The sequence below is a fragment of the Flagellimonas lutimaris genome, assembly GCF_003581615.1.
Lineage (GTDB): Bacteria > Bacteroidota > Bacteroidia > Flavobacteriales > Flavobacteriaceae > Flagellimonas > Flagellimonas lutimaris.
Map to the genome: position 1 here is coordinate 306,197 of NZ_QXFH01000077.1, position 18,906 is coordinate 325,102.

At 39.3% G+C, this 18,906-nt stretch carries 15 protein-coding genes; 13 read left to right on the top strand and 2 right to left on the bottom strand.

Going from position 1 to position 18,906, the window contains the following annotated elements:
- Positions 1–45 precede the first annotated feature (45 nt).
- From pfkA to D2V08_RS15575, 3 genes are all read left to right on the top strand, one after another.
- The gene (gene pfkA, locus D2V08_RS15565; protein ID WP_119609213.1) at positions 46–1,032 is read left to right on the top strand and encodes a 6-phosphofructokinase; all 987 of its coding nucleotides are present in this window, start codon (positions 46–48) and stop codon (positions 1,030–1,032) included.
- A gap of 23 nt (positions 1,033–1,055) precedes the next feature.
- Positions 1,056–2,057 (top strand): type I glyceraldehyde-3-phosphate dehydrogenase, encoded by a 1,002-nt coding sequence (gene gap / locus D2V08_RS15570; protein WP_119609215.1) that lies wholly within the window; start codon positions 1,056–1,058, stop codon positions 2,055–2,057.
- A 74-nt stretch (positions 2,058–2,131) separates the two neighbouring features.
- A complete protein-coding gene (locus D2V08_RS15575) occupies positions 2,132–2,983 on the top strand; it encodes an N-acetylglucosamine kinase (protein WP_119609678.1) in 852 nt (283 codons plus the stop codon).
- On the opposite strand, the gene D2V08_RS15580 is transcribed toward D2V08_RS15575, so the two are convergent.
- Positions 2,976–3,356 (bottom strand): RidA family protein, encoded by a 381-nt coding sequence (locus D2V08_RS15580; RefSeq protein ID WP_119609217.1) that lies wholly within the window; start codon positions 3,354–3,356, stop codon positions 2,976–2,978. The genes D2V08_RS15575 and D2V08_RS15580 overlap by 8 nt on opposite strands.
- 45 nt (positions 3,357–3,401) lie before the next feature.
- Entirely contained in the window at positions 3,402–6,086 is a 2,685-nt protein-coding gene (locus D2V08_RS15585; RefSeq protein ID WP_119609218.1) for a putative LPS assembly protein LptD, read from the bottom strand.
- A 128-nt stretch (positions 6,087–6,214) separates the two neighbouring features.
- Here D2V08_RS15585 and D2V08_RS15590 point away from each other — a divergent pair, with 128 nt between their 5' ends.
- The 10 genes from D2V08_RS15590 (at position 6,215) to D2V08_RS15635 (ending at position 18,870) form a co-directional block, all read left to right on the top strand.
- Entirely contained in the window at positions 6,215–7,423 is a 1,209-nt protein-coding gene (locus D2V08_RS15590) for an N-acetylmuramoyl-L-alanine amidase family protein (protein ID WP_119609220.1), read from the top strand.
- A gap of 65 nt (positions 7,424–7,488) precedes the next feature.
- Positions 7,489–8,475, top strand: coding sequence for an MlaD family protein (locus D2V08_RS15595; protein ID WP_119609222.1), 987 nt, complete (start codon positions 7,489–7,491; stop codon positions 8,473–8,475).
- Positions 8,476–9,801 carry a 4Fe-4S dicluster domain-containing protein gene (locus D2V08_RS15600; protein WP_119609224.1) on the top strand — a complete coding sequence of 442 codons (1,326 nt, stop codon included), beginning with the start codon at positions 8,476–8,478 and terminating at the stop codon, positions 9,799–9,801.
- Between the two features lie 10 nt (positions 9,802–9,811).
- Positions 9,812–10,603, top strand: coding sequence for a (Fe-S)-binding protein (locus D2V08_RS15605; RefSeq protein ID WP_119609226.1), 792 nt, complete (start codon positions 9,812–9,814; stop codon positions 10,601–10,603).
- A 54-nt stretch (positions 10,604–10,657) separates the two neighbouring features.
- Complete coding sequence (locus tag D2V08_RS15610; protein WP_119609228.1) at positions 10,658–11,140, top strand: ABC transporter ATPase; 483 nt, start codon at positions 10,658–10,660, stop codon at positions 11,138–11,140.
- An 80-nt stretch (positions 11,141–11,220) separates the two neighbouring features.
- Entirely contained in the window at positions 11,221–14,133 is a 2,913-nt protein-coding gene (locus tag D2V08_RS15615; protein ID WP_119609230.1) for a serine hydrolase domain-containing protein, read from the top strand.
- Positions 14,134–14,161: 28 nt separating this feature from the next.
- Positions 14,162–15,304 carry an N-acetyl-alpha-D-glucosaminyl L-malate synthase BshA gene (gene bshA, locus D2V08_RS15620; RefSeq protein WP_119609232.1) on the top strand — a complete coding sequence of 381 codons (1,143 nt, stop codon included), beginning with the start codon at positions 14,162–14,164 and terminating at the stop codon, positions 15,302–15,304.
- Positions 15,305–15,339: 35 nt separating this feature from the next.
- Positions 15,340–15,768, top strand: a complete 429-nt coding sequence (locus tag D2V08_RS15625) for a hypothetical protein (RefSeq protein ID WP_119609234.1) — start codon at positions 15,340–15,342, stop codon at positions 15,766–15,768.
- A gap of 114 nt (positions 15,769–15,882) precedes the next feature.
- The gene (locus D2V08_RS15630) at positions 15,883–17,049 is read left to right on the top strand and encodes an OmpA family protein (protein WP_245980605.1); all 1,167 of its coding nucleotides are present in this window, start codon (positions 15,883–15,885) and stop codon (positions 17,047–17,049) included.
- 132 nt (positions 17,050–17,181) lie between these two features.
- Positions 17,182–18,870: a carbamoyltransferase family protein gene (locus D2V08_RS15635; protein WP_119609236.1), complete on the top strand. Its 1,689-nt coding sequence runs from the start codon at positions 17,182–17,184 to the stop codon at positions 18,868–18,870.
- Positions 18,871–18,906: the final 36 nt, after the last annotated feature.

The window sequence follows — 18,906 nt, forward strand, 5'->3', positions numbered from 1 at the left end:
AAAATTTGAATAAAGTTTCCTAGCTTTGATCTCTTAAAAATTTGAATGGCTTCAGAAATTAGAAAAATAGGGGTTTTTACATCCGGTGGAGACTCTCCTGGAATGAATGCCGCAATTCGTTCCGTTGTTCGTACTTGTGCCTATCTAAAAATAGAATGTGTAGGTATTTATAGAGGATACCAGGGGATGATCGAAGGTGATTTTAAGACGTTGGATGCCCGAAGCGTAAACAATATAATCAATAAGGGAGGTACAATTCTAAAATCTGCACGTTGCGATGATTTTAGGACAAAGGAAGGAAGAAAAAAAGCTTACGACCAATTAACCAAGGAAGGAATAGATGCCTTTGTTGTAATAGGTGGTAATGGAAGTTTTACCGGGGCACTTTTGTTCACTGAGGAATATGATTTTCCAGTAATTGGAATTCCTGGAACCATAGACAACGACATCTTGGGGTCGTCTTACACCCTTGGTTTTGATACTGCCATAAATACAGTTGTGGATGCCATTGACAAGATACGTGACACGGCAAGCTCCCACAACCGTTTGTTTTTTGTTGAAGTAATGGGTAGAGATGTTGGTCATATTGCTCTTAATGCCGGTGTAGGTGCAGGTGCAGAAGAGATTTTGATACCAGAACAAAACTTGGGACTGGAACGTTTGCTCGATTCCCTTAAGCGAAGTAAGGCCTCTGGAAAATCTTCCAGTATTGTAATTGTTGCGGAAGGAGATAAAACAGGTAAGAATGTTTTCGAACTAAAGGAATATGTGGAGGAGCACTTACCTATTTACGATGTTAGAGTTTCCGTGTTGGGACACATGCAACGTGGAGGTAACCCAACTTGTTTCGACCGTGTTCTTGCGAGTAGAATGGGGGTGAAGGCTGTTGAGAGCATTTTGGAAGGAAAATCAAATTTAATGGTAGGTATTAGAGATACCAAATTAGTGCTCACACCATTGGCGGAAGCCATAAAGGCACATACAGAAATTGACGAAGAACTCATTAGAGTTTCGGATATAATGACAACTTAAATTTAAACACAAAAAAGAAGAACATGTCAAATTTGAAAATAGGAATCAACGGATTCGGTAGAATTGGAAGGTTGGTATTCAGGGCAACCGTAAAAAGAGGTGATGTAGATGTTGTGGCAATCAACGATTTGTTGGATGTTGAGCACCTAGCCTACTTATTGAAATATGATTCGGTACACGGTAATTTTGACGGAACCGTAGAAGTTAAGGATGGTCACTTGGTAGTAAATGGAAATACGATCAGAATTACGGCTGAGCGCGATCCAAAAAACCTTAAATGGGATGAAGTAGGTGCTGAAATCGTTGCTGAATGTACAGGTATCTTCACTACTTTGGATATGGCACAGAGCCACATCGATGGTGGAGCCAAGAAAGTAGTAATCTCTGCTCCATCCAAAGACGCTCCAATGTTTGTAATGGGAGTAAACCACAAGGATGTAAAAGCAACCGATACTATTATCTCAAATGCTTCATGTACAACGAACTGTTTGGCTCCGATAGCCAAGGTGTTGGATGATGCCTTTGGTATTGATGAAGCTTTGATGACAACGGTGCACGCAACTACAGCTACACAGTTGACCGTTGATGGTCCATCCAAAAAAGATTACAGAGGTGGTAGAAGTGCCCTTTTGAACATCATCCCGGCTTCAACAGGTGCTGCGAAAGCGGTAACCAAAGTTATTCCTGCGTTGGAAGGTAAACTTACAGGTATGGCTTTTAGAGTCCCTACTGCAGATGTTTCTGTTGTGGATTTGACCGTTAAATTGGAAAAGGAGACTTCGTACGAAGGAATCAAAAAAGCAATGAAGGATGCTTCGGAAGGAGAACTTGCCGGTATTTTGGGATATACTGAAGAAGCTGTAGTCTCCCAAGATTTTGTGGGAGATGTTAGAACTTCTATTTTCGATGCAGGTGCTGGAATTGAGCTAAATTCCAAATTCTTTAAAGTGGTGTCTTGGTACGATAACGAGACCGGATACTCCAATAAGTTGATTGAATTGGCCCTGCACGCAGCAAGCCTATAATATTTTTTATCTCATAAATGTTTATCCTGAGGAGGGATTTCCCTCCTCAGGATTTCAATATAAAATCTCGACGTATGGTTTTGATTGTGGATAGTGGTGCCACTAAATCCGATTGGATTGCCCTGGATGAAAAAGGGGAGCAGTTGTTTGTAACCCAAACTTTGGGCCTTAGCCCCGAAGTGCTGACCAAAGAAGTTATAGAGGATAGGTTGGCCAATAACTTTGAACTTTCCAAAAACAAGGAACAAGTACGTCAATTATATTTCTACGGTGCCGGTTGCGGAACCGATAGGATGAAAAATTTTTTAAAAGCCATTTTCAAGGACTTCTTTCCAAACGCCAAAGCAGAGGTGAGGGAAGATACGTATGCTGCGATCTACTCCACCACTAAAATCGGCAGACAGGGTATTGTTTGTATCCTGGGAACAGGGTCCAATTGTAGTTATTATGATGGGCATCAGTTGATTCAAAAAGTGACCTCATTGGGATACATCCTTATGGATGATGGAAGTGGTAATTTCTTCGGAAGAAAATTGATTCGTGATTACTATTTCCATAAAATGCCACAGGATTTGGGGATGAAATTTGCTAAGGAATACGACCTTGATGCAGATGTTATCAAGGATCATCTTTACAAACAACCCAATCCAAACACCTATTTAGCGACTTTTGCGCGCTTCATTATAGAAAACAAAGAGCATCCTTATTGTAAAGGAGTAATAGAGAAAGGACTGCAACAGTTCGTGAACAATTATATCATGCAGTACGAGCTGGCCACCAAAGTTCCGGTTAGTTTCGTAGGGAGTATAGCACATTTCTTGCGAGATGAACTTACCGCCTGTATGGAGCGCAACGACTTGATTCTAGGCGTTATCCGTCGAAGACCTATTGAGGGTCTTGTGGAATTCCATCGGGAAACTATTTAACCGCGATCATAGATATTTCTACATTGACAAACTTCGGAAGATTGGCAACTTCTACGGTTTCTCTTGCTGGAGCCGTATCAGCGTCAAAATAACTCCCATACACCTCATTTATTTGAGCAAACTGGTGCATGTCCGCTATAAAAATAGAGGACTTGATCACGTGCTCAAAAGTCATTCCTGCTTCTTCAAGAATTGCTTTTAAATTCTCCATGGACTGTTTGGTTTCCTTTTTGATGTCTCCTTCAACAAGATTACCTGTTGCAGGGTCAATTGGAATTTGGCCAGAAATGTAAAGTGTGTCCTTTATAAGTACTGCTTGGTTATAAGGACCTATTGGCGCCGGAGCCTTCGAGGTATTGATTATTTTTTTCATTTGATGTTTTTATTTGTGTTGAAGGTATAAAATATCACTAGGATATTAACGCTGGCTTCTATTTTCCCATTTAATATCGCTTAATAGCGAACTCTTTATCCCAATAAAAAAATACCATCTCTCAAACCTGCCAAATGGAGTCCAGTCAAAGCTCAGTCTAAAGCTGCCTAGGTCACGTTTGAAAGCAAAACGGGTGTCTGTAAAACCTTTGTCCTTAAGGTCGTACCCCGAGTTGAAGCCAACTTCCCATTTGGGTGTAAGTTGAATATTCCCAGAGAACATTAAAGAGTGGTTAGTGATTTCGCTTTGCCTGTTATTGTTATTATAGGAGGCAACGTAAGTAAACCTAGCATCCCATGGTAATTTGTTATTATATATGGGTTGATCTTCGTTGTTGCTATTGTTCCTATTATTGCTCCCTCTGTTAAAACGAGAATTTGAACCTCGAACATCATTCATGGCAAACGGGTTGTCGCTAAAGTCGGATTGTTTTTCTTCGTTAGCTTTTTCTTTTGCCCCCCCTTTTTGGAACATTTCACTATTCAGTGAAAAACTGGTATTCACCCTAGCAGAGGTTAAACGCGCAATGCCCCCACCATTCTTTATGTTCAGGGTATTGATTCTTCTACCATTGTTGTCAATGGCGTAGGGGTCAAAAGTAGCAGCAAAATTAATGGGTAAATTTTTTATAATCTCGGTGGCTCCACTCATGCTAATAGGACTAAGTTGTAAGGAGTCGGCTTCGAGGTTGTAACTGGCATTAAACGAAAGGTTGCTTAAAATTTTCACCTTTCTTGGTTCCGTGGCGGTGGAGTCTTTATCCCTGACTTTTGCCTCTAGGGAGTTTTGTAAAGAGAAACTTAAGGAACTCCCTTTGTTTAAAGAGGGTCTACCATAAATGCTGGTCTCAAACGGAGTGTACTGTACTTCTTCCCCATCTTCATCTGTGTAAGATTCGTAAAACTGCTCAAATGAAGGGGTATAACTATAACTTATGGACGGTCGCATGACATGACGTAAGGCTTGAATTTTTTTATTCTCACCAAAATTCCATGTACCATACATTGTGGTACCGATACTCGTTCCAAGACTATATCGATTAAAACGATCAAAACCAGCGATAGTATCGGTCACCGTTTCTTGCGTTTCAGCATCGTACTGCCGCCTAATGGTTTCCATGGTCCAAACATCCTCGTAGTTACCACTTAAACTAACGCTTAAATATTTGGCCAATTTAAAGTTGGTTGCAATAGGAATTCTATGGCGAGCTCCAATTCTGGCTTCATCGAACATTCCGCTTTTAAAAAAGTTTTCCTCGGTAGTGGTTATACTATTCTGGGCATTTACATCATATTGAAAGTTGATGTTTTCAAAAATCCCCTTTTTTACTTCATCCCGTTTAACAAAAGGATAAATCCGTTCCATGCTGGCTTGGAAGGTTGGCAAGGACATATTGATTACCTGCGTCCTGGAGTTCTGAGTATGGCTAACAGTTAAACTCGTGTTGACAGACGGGTAGGCTGGAAATGTTTTAGAGTAGCTTATGGATGATGCAAAAGTGTTGGTCTGCGAATTATTTCGGTTTACTTGATTCAAAGAGTTAGTGTAATACTGGCTTGACCCTAAGTTAACAGAGGCTGAAAAGCGCGAATTAGGGCTGGCTTTGGGGTCTTGGGAGTGTGATATTCGAATATTATAATTACTGGTTCTACTGTAATCATCAAACCCTTTTTGACTGGTTACCAAGTTCTCGTAGCTAATGTTAACATTGCCATTGAATTTGTATCGCTTGGTGTAAATAGACCTTCCTTGTAAACCATAACTGCCGTTGGTATAGTAATCCCCGGTAATACTCAAATCCACATAATCACTTATGGGTAGATAATACCCCCCATTCTGTATGAAGTATCCTCTTCTTGGATCATTTCCAAAGGTTGGGAACAAAATTCCTGGAGCTCTTCCTCCCGTTAATGGAAAATAGGCAAAGGGTAAGGCAACCGGAGTGGGTACATCAACAATATACATATTGCTATACCCTGCTATTATTTTCTTTTTGGGAACAAACTTGGCCTTTCGGACCCTAATATAATAATCGGGATTAACCGTATCATTGGAGGTGGTAAGTTTACCTTCGCTCATAAAGTAAACCGAATCATTTTCCTTTTTGGTCTTTTGGGCATATACCTTCATGGCATCGCTTCCCAATTGTCCCAAACCTGCTTGTTGTTCTGTTCTGGAGTTCCAGATGAGTGCTTTCTGTGTATCAAAATTAAAACGTATGGAATCTGGACGTACCTCATTGTCCCCTTGTTTAAAAAAAGGTAACTGCGAATAATTACCTAAGGAATCTTTCATCCGACCGGCATAGACTTCGTTCTTTACATAATCCATTACAATAACACCAGCTTTGAGCTCTGTGTCCTGGTAATAAATTTCAGCTTCGTCGTACAAATAAATTTTATTGTCCTTTTGGCTGAGTTTTACGTAATCTTTTGCCTTGTATTCAATTTTATCCAATAGCAAAGGCTGTTTTTTTGGCACGGTATCTGTATCGACAGAATCAACCCTAATGGAGTCGTTCAAGATGTTGGGAGGCAATAATGGAGCGGTGATAGTATCTTTTGAAGCCTTTATGGGCAAAGGTGTAATTAGGTCTTCCTGAGCACTTAAGGTTGCTATGCCACAAAGAAGAACAAATAGGAAAAGTAAAAGATGTTTATTTGGTTGCAACGTGATAAATCCTATTTTTGTGCTAGACGGCCCAGTTTTGGGGTCAAACTTACATATATTTTTTGTTCTACTTATGGGGGATTACGATATTTTTAACCATTACAGAACACTATAATTACTCAGTTCTTATGAAGAAAAGTCGGTTTGCATTTTTAATTATTATTCTTCTGGTCCTTACTTTGACCTCTTTTAACAAAAATGATACCGGGGAATTTCCGAAAGATAAATTTGTTGTGGTCTTGGACGCAGGGCACGGTGGACATGATCCAGGGAACCTTGGTAATGGCTATTTAGAGAAGAACATAGCATTGGGTATTGTATTGAAGGCAGGAAAGGAATTGGAGAAAAACCCAAATGTAAAAGTGGTCTATACACGAGACGATGACACTTTTGTAGATCTTTTTGTCAGGGGGCAAATTGCCAATCAGGCTAACGCTGACCTTTTTGTATCCGTACATTGCGATTCCCATAATTCCGATGCACATGGTGCGGGTACCTTTGTGCTGGGTTTACACGCCAATCGACAAAATTTTGAAGTAGCAAAAAAGGAAAACTCTGTAATCTATTTGGAGGATAACTACGAACAACGTTATGCAGAGTATGACATCAACTCTCCAGAATCCATTATTGGATTGACGATAATGCAAGAGGAGTTTTTGGAGCAGAGCATTCAACTGGGAAAAAAGCTTCAGGACAACTTTACCAAAAAACTTAAAAGAAAGGACAGAAAGGTAAAGCAGGCAGGTTTTATAGTGCTTCATCAAACATTTATGCCAAGTGTTTTGGTAGAAACCGGATTTTTAACCAATAAAAATGAAGGTAGCTATCTGAATTCCCAAAAAGGGCAAAATGAAATGGGCGGAGCAATAGCGGATGCCGTGCTTGCTTATAAGGATGAAATAGGTTTTACGGTAGCCCCAGTGGCGGAAAACCCTAAAATTGAAGACACAGAAGTAGCTGTTGATATCAAAGAAGAGGCCCCTGTAGAAAATACAGTGGCAATAGAAGAGTCTCCCAAACAGGAACCTACCCAATCCAAAGAGGTTCAAGTGGCAAAAGAAAATAACAATAAAGAGCAAGGCGCCGGTTTGGTGTTCAAAGTGCAACTGATGGCCAGTGGAAAAAACATTGCGCTTACTGGCAGTAATTTTAATGGGTTGAACGAACTCTCCAAAGAACCGTACAAGAAGATGTTCCGATATATGTACGGCAGCGCAAGTACATATGAGGCTGCAAAAAAGTTGAAGGGACAGGCGGATGCCAAAGGATATACCACATCGTATATTGTTGCATACAAAAATGGGGTAAGGGTACCGATTACGGCAGCATTGAAGTAGAATCATTTCAAATGCACTCTTGTTATAATTATTCCTAAATTTGTTTAAACCATAAACCGAATCTTTTGAAACTATCCAGGGAAATCAAAACTGGGATTATCGTAGTCGCTGGAATTGTAGCCTTCATTTTTGGGCTTAGCTACTTAAAATCCTCTCCGCTTTTTGAAAACAACAAGACTTTTTATGCAGTTTATGATAATGTTGGGGGGTTACAACCAGGTACCCAGGTTTCCATAAATGGATACAATGTTGGCAATGTTACCAGTATAAAATTTAAGGACAGCTCGGGTAAATTGTTGGTTACCATATCCGTTAGCAATGAATTTGAATTTTCTAAAAACAGTATCGCAGAACTTTTTGATACAGGAATTATTGGAGGTAAAGGAGTTCAAATTGTCCCTGTTTTCGATAAAGCTCCAAGGGCTAAATCTGGTGATACACTACAATCAAAAATAAAACCGGGAATTACCGAATTGGTTCAACAAAAACTGACTCCATTGCAGTTAAAGGTGGAAGGTGCCGTTTCGAATGCGGACTCATTGCTGATGAACGTAAACCAAATATTGGACGACCCTACCAAAGAGCAGCTTAAAGAAACCATAGTTTCATTGAACGCGTTGGTGAAATCTTTTAAGGGAAGTGCAGATAATCTGAACGTTTTGTTGGACAACAATAAAATGCAATTGGATAGTTCCTTGAAAAATGTGAACTATATCACTTCCAACTTTTCTAAACTCTCCGATTCTCTGGTAAATTCTGATCTTGGCGGAACACTTACTGAGTTTCAAACTACGGTAAGCAAATTGAACGACATATTGGCTAAAATTGAAAGGGGAGAAGGATCATTGGGTAAATTGCATCAAGATGATGCCCTTTACAATAATTTGGCCGATGCATCAAAAGAATTAGATCTTTTGCTACAGGATTTTAGGCTAAACCCAAAGCGTTACGTCAATGTTTCGGTATTTGGCAAAAAGCAAAAAGAGTACACACTTCCTGAGAATGACCCAGCTGAAAAACAAGATTCTACCGAACAAAAAGAAAATCAATAAATGGAATATTTGCCCAATATCGTATTTGCCATAGCCCTTATTGTGGGTATTGGTTTTTTTGCCCGTAACGTAAAAAAGTTATCCAGGAACATTAAGCTTGGAAAAGATGTTGATGTGAGTGACAACAAACCCCAACGGTGGAAAAACATGGCCAAGATAGCCTTAGGACAAACCAAAATGGTGGTCAGGCCCATTGCTGGATTGATGCATATTATTGTTTATGTTGGCTTTATCATTATCAATATTGAGGTACTGGAAATTATACTTGATGGACTTTTAGGAACCCACAGATTGTTTTCACAACTTGGATCCCTTTATAATTTTTTGATTGGGTCATTTGAAATATTGGCACTTTTGGTAATTGTTGCAGTTATTGTTTTTTGGATTAGAAGAAACATCATACGGATACAAAGATTTATAAAACCTGAAATGAAAGGGTGGCCCAAAACCGATGGAAACATGATTCTATACATCGAATTGGTACTGATGACTTTGTTCCTAACTATGAACGCTGCGGATTTTCAACTTCAGCAATTGGGAGCGGACCACTATGTTGAGGCTGGGACATTCCCCGTGAGCCAGTTTATAGTTCCATTATTGGACAGCCTTTCAGAATCTTCATTGATTTTGGTGGAACGATCCGCGTGGTGGCTACATATTTTGGGCATACTAGCTTTTTTGAACTATCTCTACTATTCAAAACATTTACATATCCTTTTAGCCTTCCCGAACACATATTACGGAAAATTAAAACCACAGGGACAATTCAATAATCTGGAATCTGTTACTAATGAAGTTAAGTTGATGATGGACCCCGATGCAGATCCATTTGCAGCCCCTGCAGAGGATGATACTGCTGAGCCCGAAAAATTTGGCGCATCGGATGTCATGGATTTGAACTGGGTGCAATTGTTGAACGCATATACTTGTACGGAATGTGGACGTTGTACCTCAGAATGTCCGGCCAACCAGACAGGCAAAAAGCTTTCGCCAAGAAAAATCATGATGGATACCCGCGACCGATTGGAAGAAGTGGGTAAAAACATGGATGCCAACAAGGGAGAGTTTGTTCCCGATGGCAAGCAATTGTTGGACGATTATATCAGTAGAGAAGAACTTTGGGCATGTACCACCTGTAATGCGTGTGTGCAGGCTTGCCCGGTAAGTATAGATCCATTGTCCATTATTGTGGAAATGCGCAGGTATTTGGTGATGGAGCAATCGGCCGCACCAACAGAATTGAACAATATGATGTCCAACATCGAGAACAACGGAGCCCCTTGGCCTTATAATCAAATGGACCGATTAAATTGGGTGAACGAATAAATCTAGAATTATGAGCGAACAATTAAAGGTTAAAACCATGCAGGAGTTTATGGCTGAAGGCAAACAGCCAGAAATATTGTTTTGGGTTGGCTCTGCTGGTAGTTACGATGACCGGGCCAAAAAGATTTCTAGAGCATTTGTGAAGCTACTAAATAAAGCCGATGTTGATTTTGCGGTTTTGGGCACAGAAGAAAGTTCTACTGGAGATGTTGCAAAACGGGCCGGTAACGAGTTTTTGTTCCAAATGCAGGCCATGATGAACATTGAACTGTTGAATGGCTATGAAATTAAACGAATTGTAACCTGTGACCCACACTCCTTTAATACCCTTAAAAATGAGTATCCAAGTTTAGGAGGTAATTATGATGTGGTCCACCATACACAATATCTAAAAGAGCTTATAGATAATGGACGTCTGACCATTACAGGAGAAGGATATAAAGGAAAGCGTATTACGTTCCATGACCCTTGTTATTTAGGTCGTGCGAACTCTGTTTTTGATGCACCGAGAGAAGTGCTCTCCAAAACCAATGCGGAATTGGTGGAAATGAAACGACATAAAAAAACGGCTCTATGTTGTGGAGCAGGTGGAGCCCAAATGTTCAAAGAACCGGAAAAAGGTGATATGGACATTAACGTATTACGCACTAAAGATGCGTTGGAAACCAAACCAAATATTATTGCAACGGGTTGCCCGTATTGCAATACCATGATGACCGATGGCATTAAAGCACACGAAAAAGAAGATAGTGTTGCTGTTATGGATGTAGCCGAATTATTGGCAAACTCCCAAGGGCTATAAATTAAATATAAAATATCAGGTCGAGCGCAGTCGAGACCGAAACGGAGAAAAAACATGCTAGTAGATTTTAATGAATTGCCCGATCATTCACGAATTTGGGTTTATCAAGCCAATAGGAGTTTTACGGAAGAAGAGCAGAAGGGATTGGAGGAAAGTCTTACCGAGTTCCTAAAGGAATGGACAGCCCATGGTAGTGACCTTAATGCTGGGTTTGAAATGAAATATAAAAGATTTATCGTGATAGGCCTGGACCAGACCAATGTAAGTGCTTCGGGCTGTTCTATTGATGCCTCCGTGCACTTTGTTCAAAGTTTGGAGCAGAAGTACAATGTGGAATTATTGGATAGAATGAATGTATCCTTTAAGCAAGGAGAATACATCGCTTACAAACCGTTGAAAGATTTCAAGAAGCTAGCCAAGGCCAAATCAGTATCCCCAAATACTATTGTATTTAACAATTTGGTAGCCACCAAACAGGAATATTTAGAAAATTGGGAGGTTCCTGCTAGTGAAAGCTGGCACTCCAGATTTGTATAAATTATCTTAATTTTCGTGCATTCCTCGATGAAATGCAATATTTTTATCAGCAATAAGTTCAGGTCTTAGACAAGATATTTATGCGGATAAATCGCTACTTTCCCTTTTTCATACTGTTTTGTTTGCAAGCCATGGGGCAAATCAACCCATTGGTTGTTAAGGATTCTATTGCTCAAATGGCATGGGTGGAGAACCAATACGCAAACATGTCCCTACAGGAAAAAGTAGGGCAGTTGTTTATGGTCAGTGTTGCCTCCAACCAGAGCAAAACAGCAACCGATAGAATTAAAGACCTAGTAAAAGAGCAAGGTATTGGAGGCGTTATCTTTTTGGTTGGTGGACCTGTTCAACAAGCCCAATTGACCAATGAATATCAATCCGTATCCAAAATACCATTGTTAATCGGTTCCGATGCGGAATGGGGTATGGCCATGCGCCTGGACTCTACCTATGCATTTCCATGGAACATGACCTTGGGTGCAATTCAGGATAGTACTATTGTGGAAAAAGTAGGCTATCAAATTGGAAAACATGCCAAACGTCTTGGAGTACATATCAATTTTGCACCGGATTTGGATGTCAACAATAATCCAAAAAACCCCATCATTGGAAACCGTTCATTTGGAGAAGACCCCAAAAATGTGGCCCAAAAAGGAAGAGCTTTTGTGCGTGGTATGGAAAAAGCGGGTGTACTTTCCAGTGGAAAACACTTTCCTGGCCATGGAGATACAGCAACCGATTCACACAAATCCTTGCCAATAATCAATTCTTCCGTTGAACAATTGGATACCATAGAACTCTATCCGTTTAAAAAAGTAATGGAGAGTGGTTTAAGTTCCACTATGGTGGCACATTTGGATGTTCCCAGTTTGGAGCCAAGGGAGGGACATCCATCAACACTATCCAAAAATATTGTGACAGGAGTATTGCAAAACCAATTGGGTTTTGAAGGTTTGGTCATCACAGATGCCTTGAATATGAAGGCTGTTTCCGAGTTTGCTCCTGAAGGCAAAGTAGAGCTTGAAGCTTTTTTAGCTGGTAATGATATGCTTTTGATGCCCGAAAATGTGCTAAAAGCGAAAGAAACTATCGTTGATGCCTATAATAAGGGGACTATCACCGAGGAACGACTGGCTGAATCAGTTAAAAAAATATTGATGGCCAAATACAAAGCAGGGCTGTACAATTATCAGCCCGTGGATTTGCAAAATTTGTACGAAGACTTAAACGGTATCGAAAATGATGTGATTTATGAAGAGGCTATTGAAGGTGCCATCACGGTTGCAAAGAACAATTTTACTTTGATGCCCATCAAGAAATTGGACAATAAAAAAGTTGCCTATGTTCACTTTGGTGATGATTCTGGAGCCCCTTTTTTAAAAACACTGAATAAGTATTACAAAGTAACCCATATTCAAGCCAAAGATATTGCTCAATATAAAAAGGAACTAGCGAATTTCAATTTGGTTATCATTGGTTTCCATAAAGACAATTCAAGCCCTTGGAAAGGGTATAGATTCTCAAAAAACGAACTTTTTTGGTTGGAGGAAATTTCGCGTTTACGAACAAGTAACACCATTTTGGCTTTATTTGCTAGACCCTATGCCTTATTGGATGTTCTCAATTTTGATACTGTTGATGGGGTAGTAGTTGGCTATCAGAATAGTGAAATAGCACAGGAAAAGGTGGCCGAAGTTATTTTTGGAGCTATCGGAGCAACAGGAAAACTACCTGTATCAGCCCATGACGAATTACCAGAGGGCACAGGTGTAGATGTTAAACCGATACAACGTTTGGGCTATAGTATTCCGGAACGTGTAGGAATGAGCTCCGGAATGCTTGCCGAGGTGGACACGCTGGTGCAGCATGGGATGGATTCTTTGATGTTTCCAGGGGCGCAGGTATTGATTGCGAGAAGGGGAAAAGTAATTTACAACAAGAATTTTGGAAAGCCCACTTATCAATCCAAAGAGGATATTAAAGAAGAATCTATTTACGACCTTGCTTCTTTGACGAAGATTCTCTCCACCTTGCCCATGATCATGAAGATGGAAGAAGAAAGCAAAATTGCACTAAACGATACCTTTAAAGACCTGATTCCAGAATACGCGGACACCGACCTAAAGGATGTTTCAGTACTAAAGGCATTGTCCCATTACGGTCGTCTTCCCTCTTGGATAGCTTTTTATTTGGACACTTTGACCAAGGATAGAAAGCCATCATCCGAATTTTATAGAAAAAACCCTTCCGAGGCTTTTCCATATAAGGTAGCGGAACACTTATATCTCACCAGAACATTTAAGGATTCTATCTATAATAGAATTGGTAGGCAAAGCCTAAAATCCAATAGATATCGATACAGCGATGTAGGGTATTACGTGTTTAAAGAATATATTGAAAGTACTTATAGCAGACCTATTAATGAGTTGGTGGATGAGTTCCTTTATAAACCCATGGGGTTGCAACGAACCACATTTAACCCATTGAACAAATTCTCTGAAGAAGAGATAGTTCCTACCGAAGAAGACGACTATTTTAGATATCAGACGGTGCAGGGGTATGTCCACGATATGGGAGCAGCCATGCAAGGTGGAGTTGGAGGGCATGCAGGGCTTTTTAGTACGGCAAATGAGGTGGCTAAAATTATGCAAATGTATTTGCAGGGAGGTTATTATGGTGGCGAACGATTTTTTAATGCACGTACGGTCAAGAGATTCAATACATGCTATTTCTGTAACAAAAATGTAAGAAGGGGAGTTGGTTTTGATAAACCGCAATTAGAGGAGAAAGGGCCCACATGCGGATGTGTATCCAGAAATAGTTTTGGGCATAGTGGTTTTACCGGTACTTATACTTGGGCCGACCCCGATGCGGAAATTGTTTATGTCTTTTTATCCAACAGGACCTATCCGTCTGCGACCAATACGTTATTGATAAAATCCGGATTGCGAACACGGATTCAGCAGGCCATTTATGATTCCATTATTAATTAGGTAACGAATATTGCCTTAGATTTGTCTTATGAAAATAGCGATTGTGTGTTACCCAACGTTCGGCGGTAGTGGTGTTGTAGCTACTGAATTGGGTATTGCCCTTGCTGAGCGAGGTCACGAAGTACATTTTATCACTTACCGTCAACCTGTACGTTTGGAACTTTTGGGAAACAATATTCATTTTCATGAAGTGCACGTTCCCGAATATCCTTTGTTTCATTACCAGCCTTATGAGCTGGCACTTTCGAGTAAGTTGGTGGATACCATCAAACTTTATGATATTGAGCTTTTACACGTGCATTATGCCATTCCGCATGCTTATGCAGGGTATATGGCCAAAAAGATGTTACAGGAATATGGCATTTTTATTCCCATGATCACTACGCTTCATGGTACCGATATAACCTTGGTGGGCAAACATCCATTTTATAAGCCAGCAGTTACGTTCAGTATAAATAAATCTGACGTTGTGACTTCTGTTTCCGAAGCATTAAAAAATGAAACCTTAAAACTCTTCGATATTGAAAAGGAAATAGAGGTAATTCCCAACTTTATTGAAACCACTAAGTACAGTAATAATTACACCGATTGTCAACGCTCTATGATGGCCAAGGAGGATGAGCGTATCATTACACATATCAGTAATTTTAGAAAAGTAAAACGCATTCCTGATGTAATAAAAATATTCCATCGGATTCAGAAAGAGATTCCCGCTAAACTTATTATGGTGGGGGAAGGTCCAGAAAAGGAGAAAGCTGAAGATATGTGCGACGCCTTGGGAATAAAGGATAAAGTACTCTTCTTGGGCAACAGTAATGAGATTGATAGAATTCTTTGTTTTTCCGACTTGTTCCTTTTGCCTTCGGAAACCGAGAGTTTTGGTTTGGCTGCTTTGGAGGCCATGATTAACAAAGTTGCCGTTATTTCAAGTAATACAGGCGGTATTCCGGAAGTAAATATAGATGGAGTCTCGGGTTACTTGGCAGATGTGGGAGATGTGGAAACCATGGCAACAAAAGCCATTGAGATTTTAAAAGATGACAATACCTTGGAAAAGTTCAAAGAAAATGCATTTAATGTGGCATCCAAGTTTGATATTGTCCATATTTTGCCATTGTATGAGGATCTTTATGAGAAAGCTTTTAAATCCCGTTTTAAAAATACATTTTAACATTGAGGTCTCTTTTATTCATATCATTTGTTTGTTTGCTTTCATGCAAGGCACAAAAGGATGAACAATCCCTTGTAGGTGAAAAAATAGAAGATATGGAGTTGGTAGACCATGATGACTTCACCAATATAGAAGCCTTTGACACAAGAGTGATAAGGGACGGAAAATCATTACGGAAATTTTATGCCGAAATAAACAAAACCCGTAAACCAGGACTTCCTGTACCGATTATCGACTTTTCCAAAGAGACAGTGATTTTGGTGTGCTTGGGGGAGCAGCGAGGCAGAAAAACGCCTATGTTGTCAAAACTAAAAGAAACTGATAATGAGATTTCTATCGCTGTTGAAATAATCAAAGAAAAGCAACAAAAAGAATCAACTATTCAATCTATATACTTTCCATTTTATCTGTACAAAATGCCTTTGGTCGATAAAACCATCACTTTCCAAAAGATTGATAAATAGCGCTTTCAAAATCTTTTTTACTTCTTATCGAAAATTAACGCACTTGAAAGTGCAAAATTCTGTTTATTGAATGGTTGACCTAGCTTTGTAGTCGATAACCTCAAATCGATAAAAATGAACATTTCTAAACCGTTAATGATGGTCTTTGCGCTAATCTTTTCTGCTCTGACCTATGCCCAAGATGTTGAATTGACAAAAAAAGATAGTATAGTACAAAGTTACTGGCTTGTTACATTAGGAGCAAATGCTGTTGATGATTCTGGAGATGAATTTGGTGAACTTTTCGATTTTAAAGAAGGGTGGAACATGGTTCCTTACCCATCCAGAGTGAGTGTAGGGCGTTATTTTAAAAACGGTCTCGGACTAGAAGCTATTGGTTCCTATAACCGATATAAAGAAGGAAAGATTATTGATAATGTAGTTAATCCCGAAGATATAGATTATTGGGGCCTTGATTTTAGGGTGAGCTACGATTTGAACATGATTTTGGGTGAAACCGGCTTTTTTGACCCTTATATCGGAATTGGCGCTGGATATACCGATGCCAATAATCAGGGAAGGGGAACGTACAACGCAATCATAGGTTTTAGGACCTGGTTCTCTGATCATTGGGGGTTGGATTTCAATTCAACAGGAAAATGGGCCATGGATACCGAAAATGCTTCAAACCACATTCAACATGCACTCGGTGTAGCCTATAGGTTTGAGGTAGAGAAGGGACTTTCCAGAAAGGGAGAGGAGAAATTGGCTATGTTGGAAGAACTAGAAAAAGAACAACAGCGTATCCAAGACTCCATTACCGAGGTGGAGAAAGCCAAAAAATTGGCAGAACGTCTACAAAAAGAAAAGGAAGCTGCTGAACTAGCTGCTGCAGAGAAAGCAAAAAGAGAGGCGGAGGAAGCAAGAAGAGCTGCAATCCAAACTAAAATCAATGATTTGGGCAATGTTTACTTTAAGCTGAACTCCTCCTATTTGACCTCTAAAGATAAAGAGTTGTTAAATCAGTTGGTTGCCATAATGAAAGATGAATCAAACTTAATTATCAAAGTCACGGCACATACAGATTCAAGGGGCACTAAAAAATATAATCAATGGCTTTCGGAAAGAAGAGCTGAGCGTACTGTAGAATATGTAATTGCAAAAGGAATTTCTGAAAATAGGATGAGTCATGAAGCTTTTGGTGAAACCCAATTGGTAAACGATTGTGGGGACGGTGTCCGTTGCACAGAGGAACAGCACGCTAGGAATAGGAGATCGGAGTTTATTATTGAACAGTTTTGATTAACTAGCTTATTATCGATAAAAAAGTAATTTTAACGAGTATCTCGTCAAATATAAGATACAACCCATTATTTTGAAAATTGTTTTAATAACCAACATTAAAATCTTCCCCTCAAACTAAATATCGGTAATATGATCATACTTGGATTAAATTATTATTTCCACGATTCTACTGCATGTATCGTTAAAGATGGTGAACTTATTGTAGCTATCGAGGAGGAACGATTAAATAGAGATAAACATACCCAAGCATTTCCGCAAATGGCTATTGATCGATGCCTAAAGATAGCTGGGATATCTTATGATGATATTGATCATATAGCAGTTTCAATTAAACCTACTACACATTGGTTTAAAAAGCTTATTTATATTTTAAAAAGACCAAAATCGTTTTTGCCATTTTTTGGGCACCATGTCGTAAACGCCTATGCAAAGCAAAGAAGGTTTTGGCTTTGGTACAAAAATCATTGGAAAGAAAATCAAGATAGTCCCAAGGTGCATTTTATTGAACACCACTTAACTCATGTGGCAGGTTCTTTTTTTATTTCGCCCTATAAAGAGGCTGCTCTTTTAGGAATTGATGGGTCTGGAGAATGGGCAACTACATGGATGGGCTATGGAAAAGATAATTCTATTGAAAGGTTCCAAGAATCATTTTTTCCCAATTCATTTGGTTCTTTCTATGAAACTGTAACCCAATTTTGTGGGTTTAAACCCAATTATGATGAAGGTAAAACTATGGGACTAGCTCCCATGGGCGACTCTAATGTGTTTAAAAGTGAAGTAGAAAAAATATTGAAAGTTGATAGGAAAGGGAAGGTAAATGTAGACCTTAGCTATTTTAACTTTCAATATCTTGTAAAAAATACATATTCAAATAAATTTATAGAAGTTTTTGGGAAACCGAGGGATGGAAATGGACCGTTTGAGGATAGACATAAAAATGCTGCCGCCGCTTTTCAAAAAGTGCTAGAGGACCGTGTTCTTGAAATATGCAATATTTTGTATGAAAAAACAAAAGCAGATTATTTGGTAATTTCCGGAGGTGTTTCTTTAAATAGTGTTATGAATGGAAGGATTGTACGGGAAAGTAAATTTAAGGATGTATATGTAATGCCAGCCGCTGGAGACAATGGAACTGCGATTGGAGCAGCCTATTATCTGTATAACGGAATTTTAAATAAAAAACGAAATTTTGTTCATAACAATGCATATATAGGAACATCTTATAATAATGATGAAATAGAAAAAACAATCAAAGGGGCAAAGCTTAAGGCAAACTATGAAGAGAATATTTGCGAGAAAGCAGCGACTCTTCTTGCTGAAGGAAAAATTATTGGATGGTTTCAAGGTCCAATGGAAATCGGACCAAGAGCTTTGGGCAGCAGAAGTATTCTTGCAAACCCCGCATACCCAAATATGAAGGACAAGATTAATGCAGAAGTCAAGTTTAGGGAAGCCTATAGACCTTTTGCCCCTTCAGCTTTGGTGGAGAAATACAAGGACTTTTTTGATTTAGAGGTTGAAGCACCGTTTATGCTAAAGGTTTGTGATGTTCTTAAAGAGAAACAAAGTGTAATTCCTGCAGTTACCCATGTTGATGGCAGTGCCAGACTGCAAACTGTTAACCAGGAGTTGCATCCACGATACCATCAACTAATTTCCGAGTTTGAGAAAAAAACAGGTGTGCCCGTTGTATTAAATACCAGTTTCAACATACAGGGGGAACCTGTTGTTGAATCACCCCAACATGCTTTGCGCTGTTTTTATTCAACAGGTTTGGATGCGCTTTGTATTGGTAATTGGGTTTTGGAAAAGTAGATTGAAATAAAATCTAAAAATTACTTCAAACAATTC

Bases quoted from the DNA above. Each gene is read 5' to 3' on its own strand.
- pfkA (WP_119609213.1), top strand. From the start codon at position 46: ATGGCTTCAGAAATTAGAAAAATAGGGGTTTTTACATCCGGTGGAGAC.
- gap (WP_119609215.1), top strand. From the start codon at position 1,056: ATGTCAAATTTGAAAATAGGAATCAACGGATTCGGTAGAATTGGAAGG.
- D2V08_RS15575 (WP_119609678.1), top strand. From the start codon at position 2,132: ATGGTTTTGATTGTGGATAGTGGTGCCACTAAATCCGATTGGATTGCC.
- D2V08_RS15580 (WP_119609217.1), bottom strand. From the start codon at position 3,356: ATGAAAAAAATAATCAATACCTCGAAGGCTCCGGCGCCAATAGGTCCT.
- D2V08_RS15590 (WP_119609220.1), top strand. From the start codon at position 6,215: ATGAAGAAAAGTCGGTTTGCATTTTTAATTATTATTCTTCTGGTCCTT.
- D2V08_RS15600 (WP_119609224.1), top strand. From the start codon at position 8,476: ATGGAATATTTGCCCAATATCGTATTTGCCATAGCCCTTATTGTGGGT.
- D2V08_RS15605 (WP_119609226.1), top strand. From the start codon at position 9,812: ATGAGCGAACAATTAAAGGTTAAAACCATGCAGGAGTTTATGGCTGAA.
- D2V08_RS15610 (WP_119609228.1), top strand. From the start codon at position 10,658: ATGCTAGTAGATTTTAATGAATTGCCCGATCATTCACGAATTTGGGTT.
- D2V08_RS15615 (WP_119609230.1), top strand. From the start codon at position 11,221: ATGCGGATAAATCGCTACTTTCCCTTTTTCATACTGTTTTGTTTGCAA.
- bshA (WP_119609232.1), top strand. From the start codon at position 14,162: ATGAAAATAGCGATTGTGTGTTACCCAACGTTCGGCGGTAGTGGTGTT.
- D2V08_RS15630 (WP_245980605.1), top strand. From the start codon at position 15,883: ATGAACATTTCTAAACCGTTAATGATGGTCTTTGCGCTAATCTTTTCT.
- D2V08_RS15635 (WP_119609236.1), top strand. From the start codon at position 17,182: ATGATCATACTTGGATTAAATTATTATTTCCACGATTCTACTGCATGT.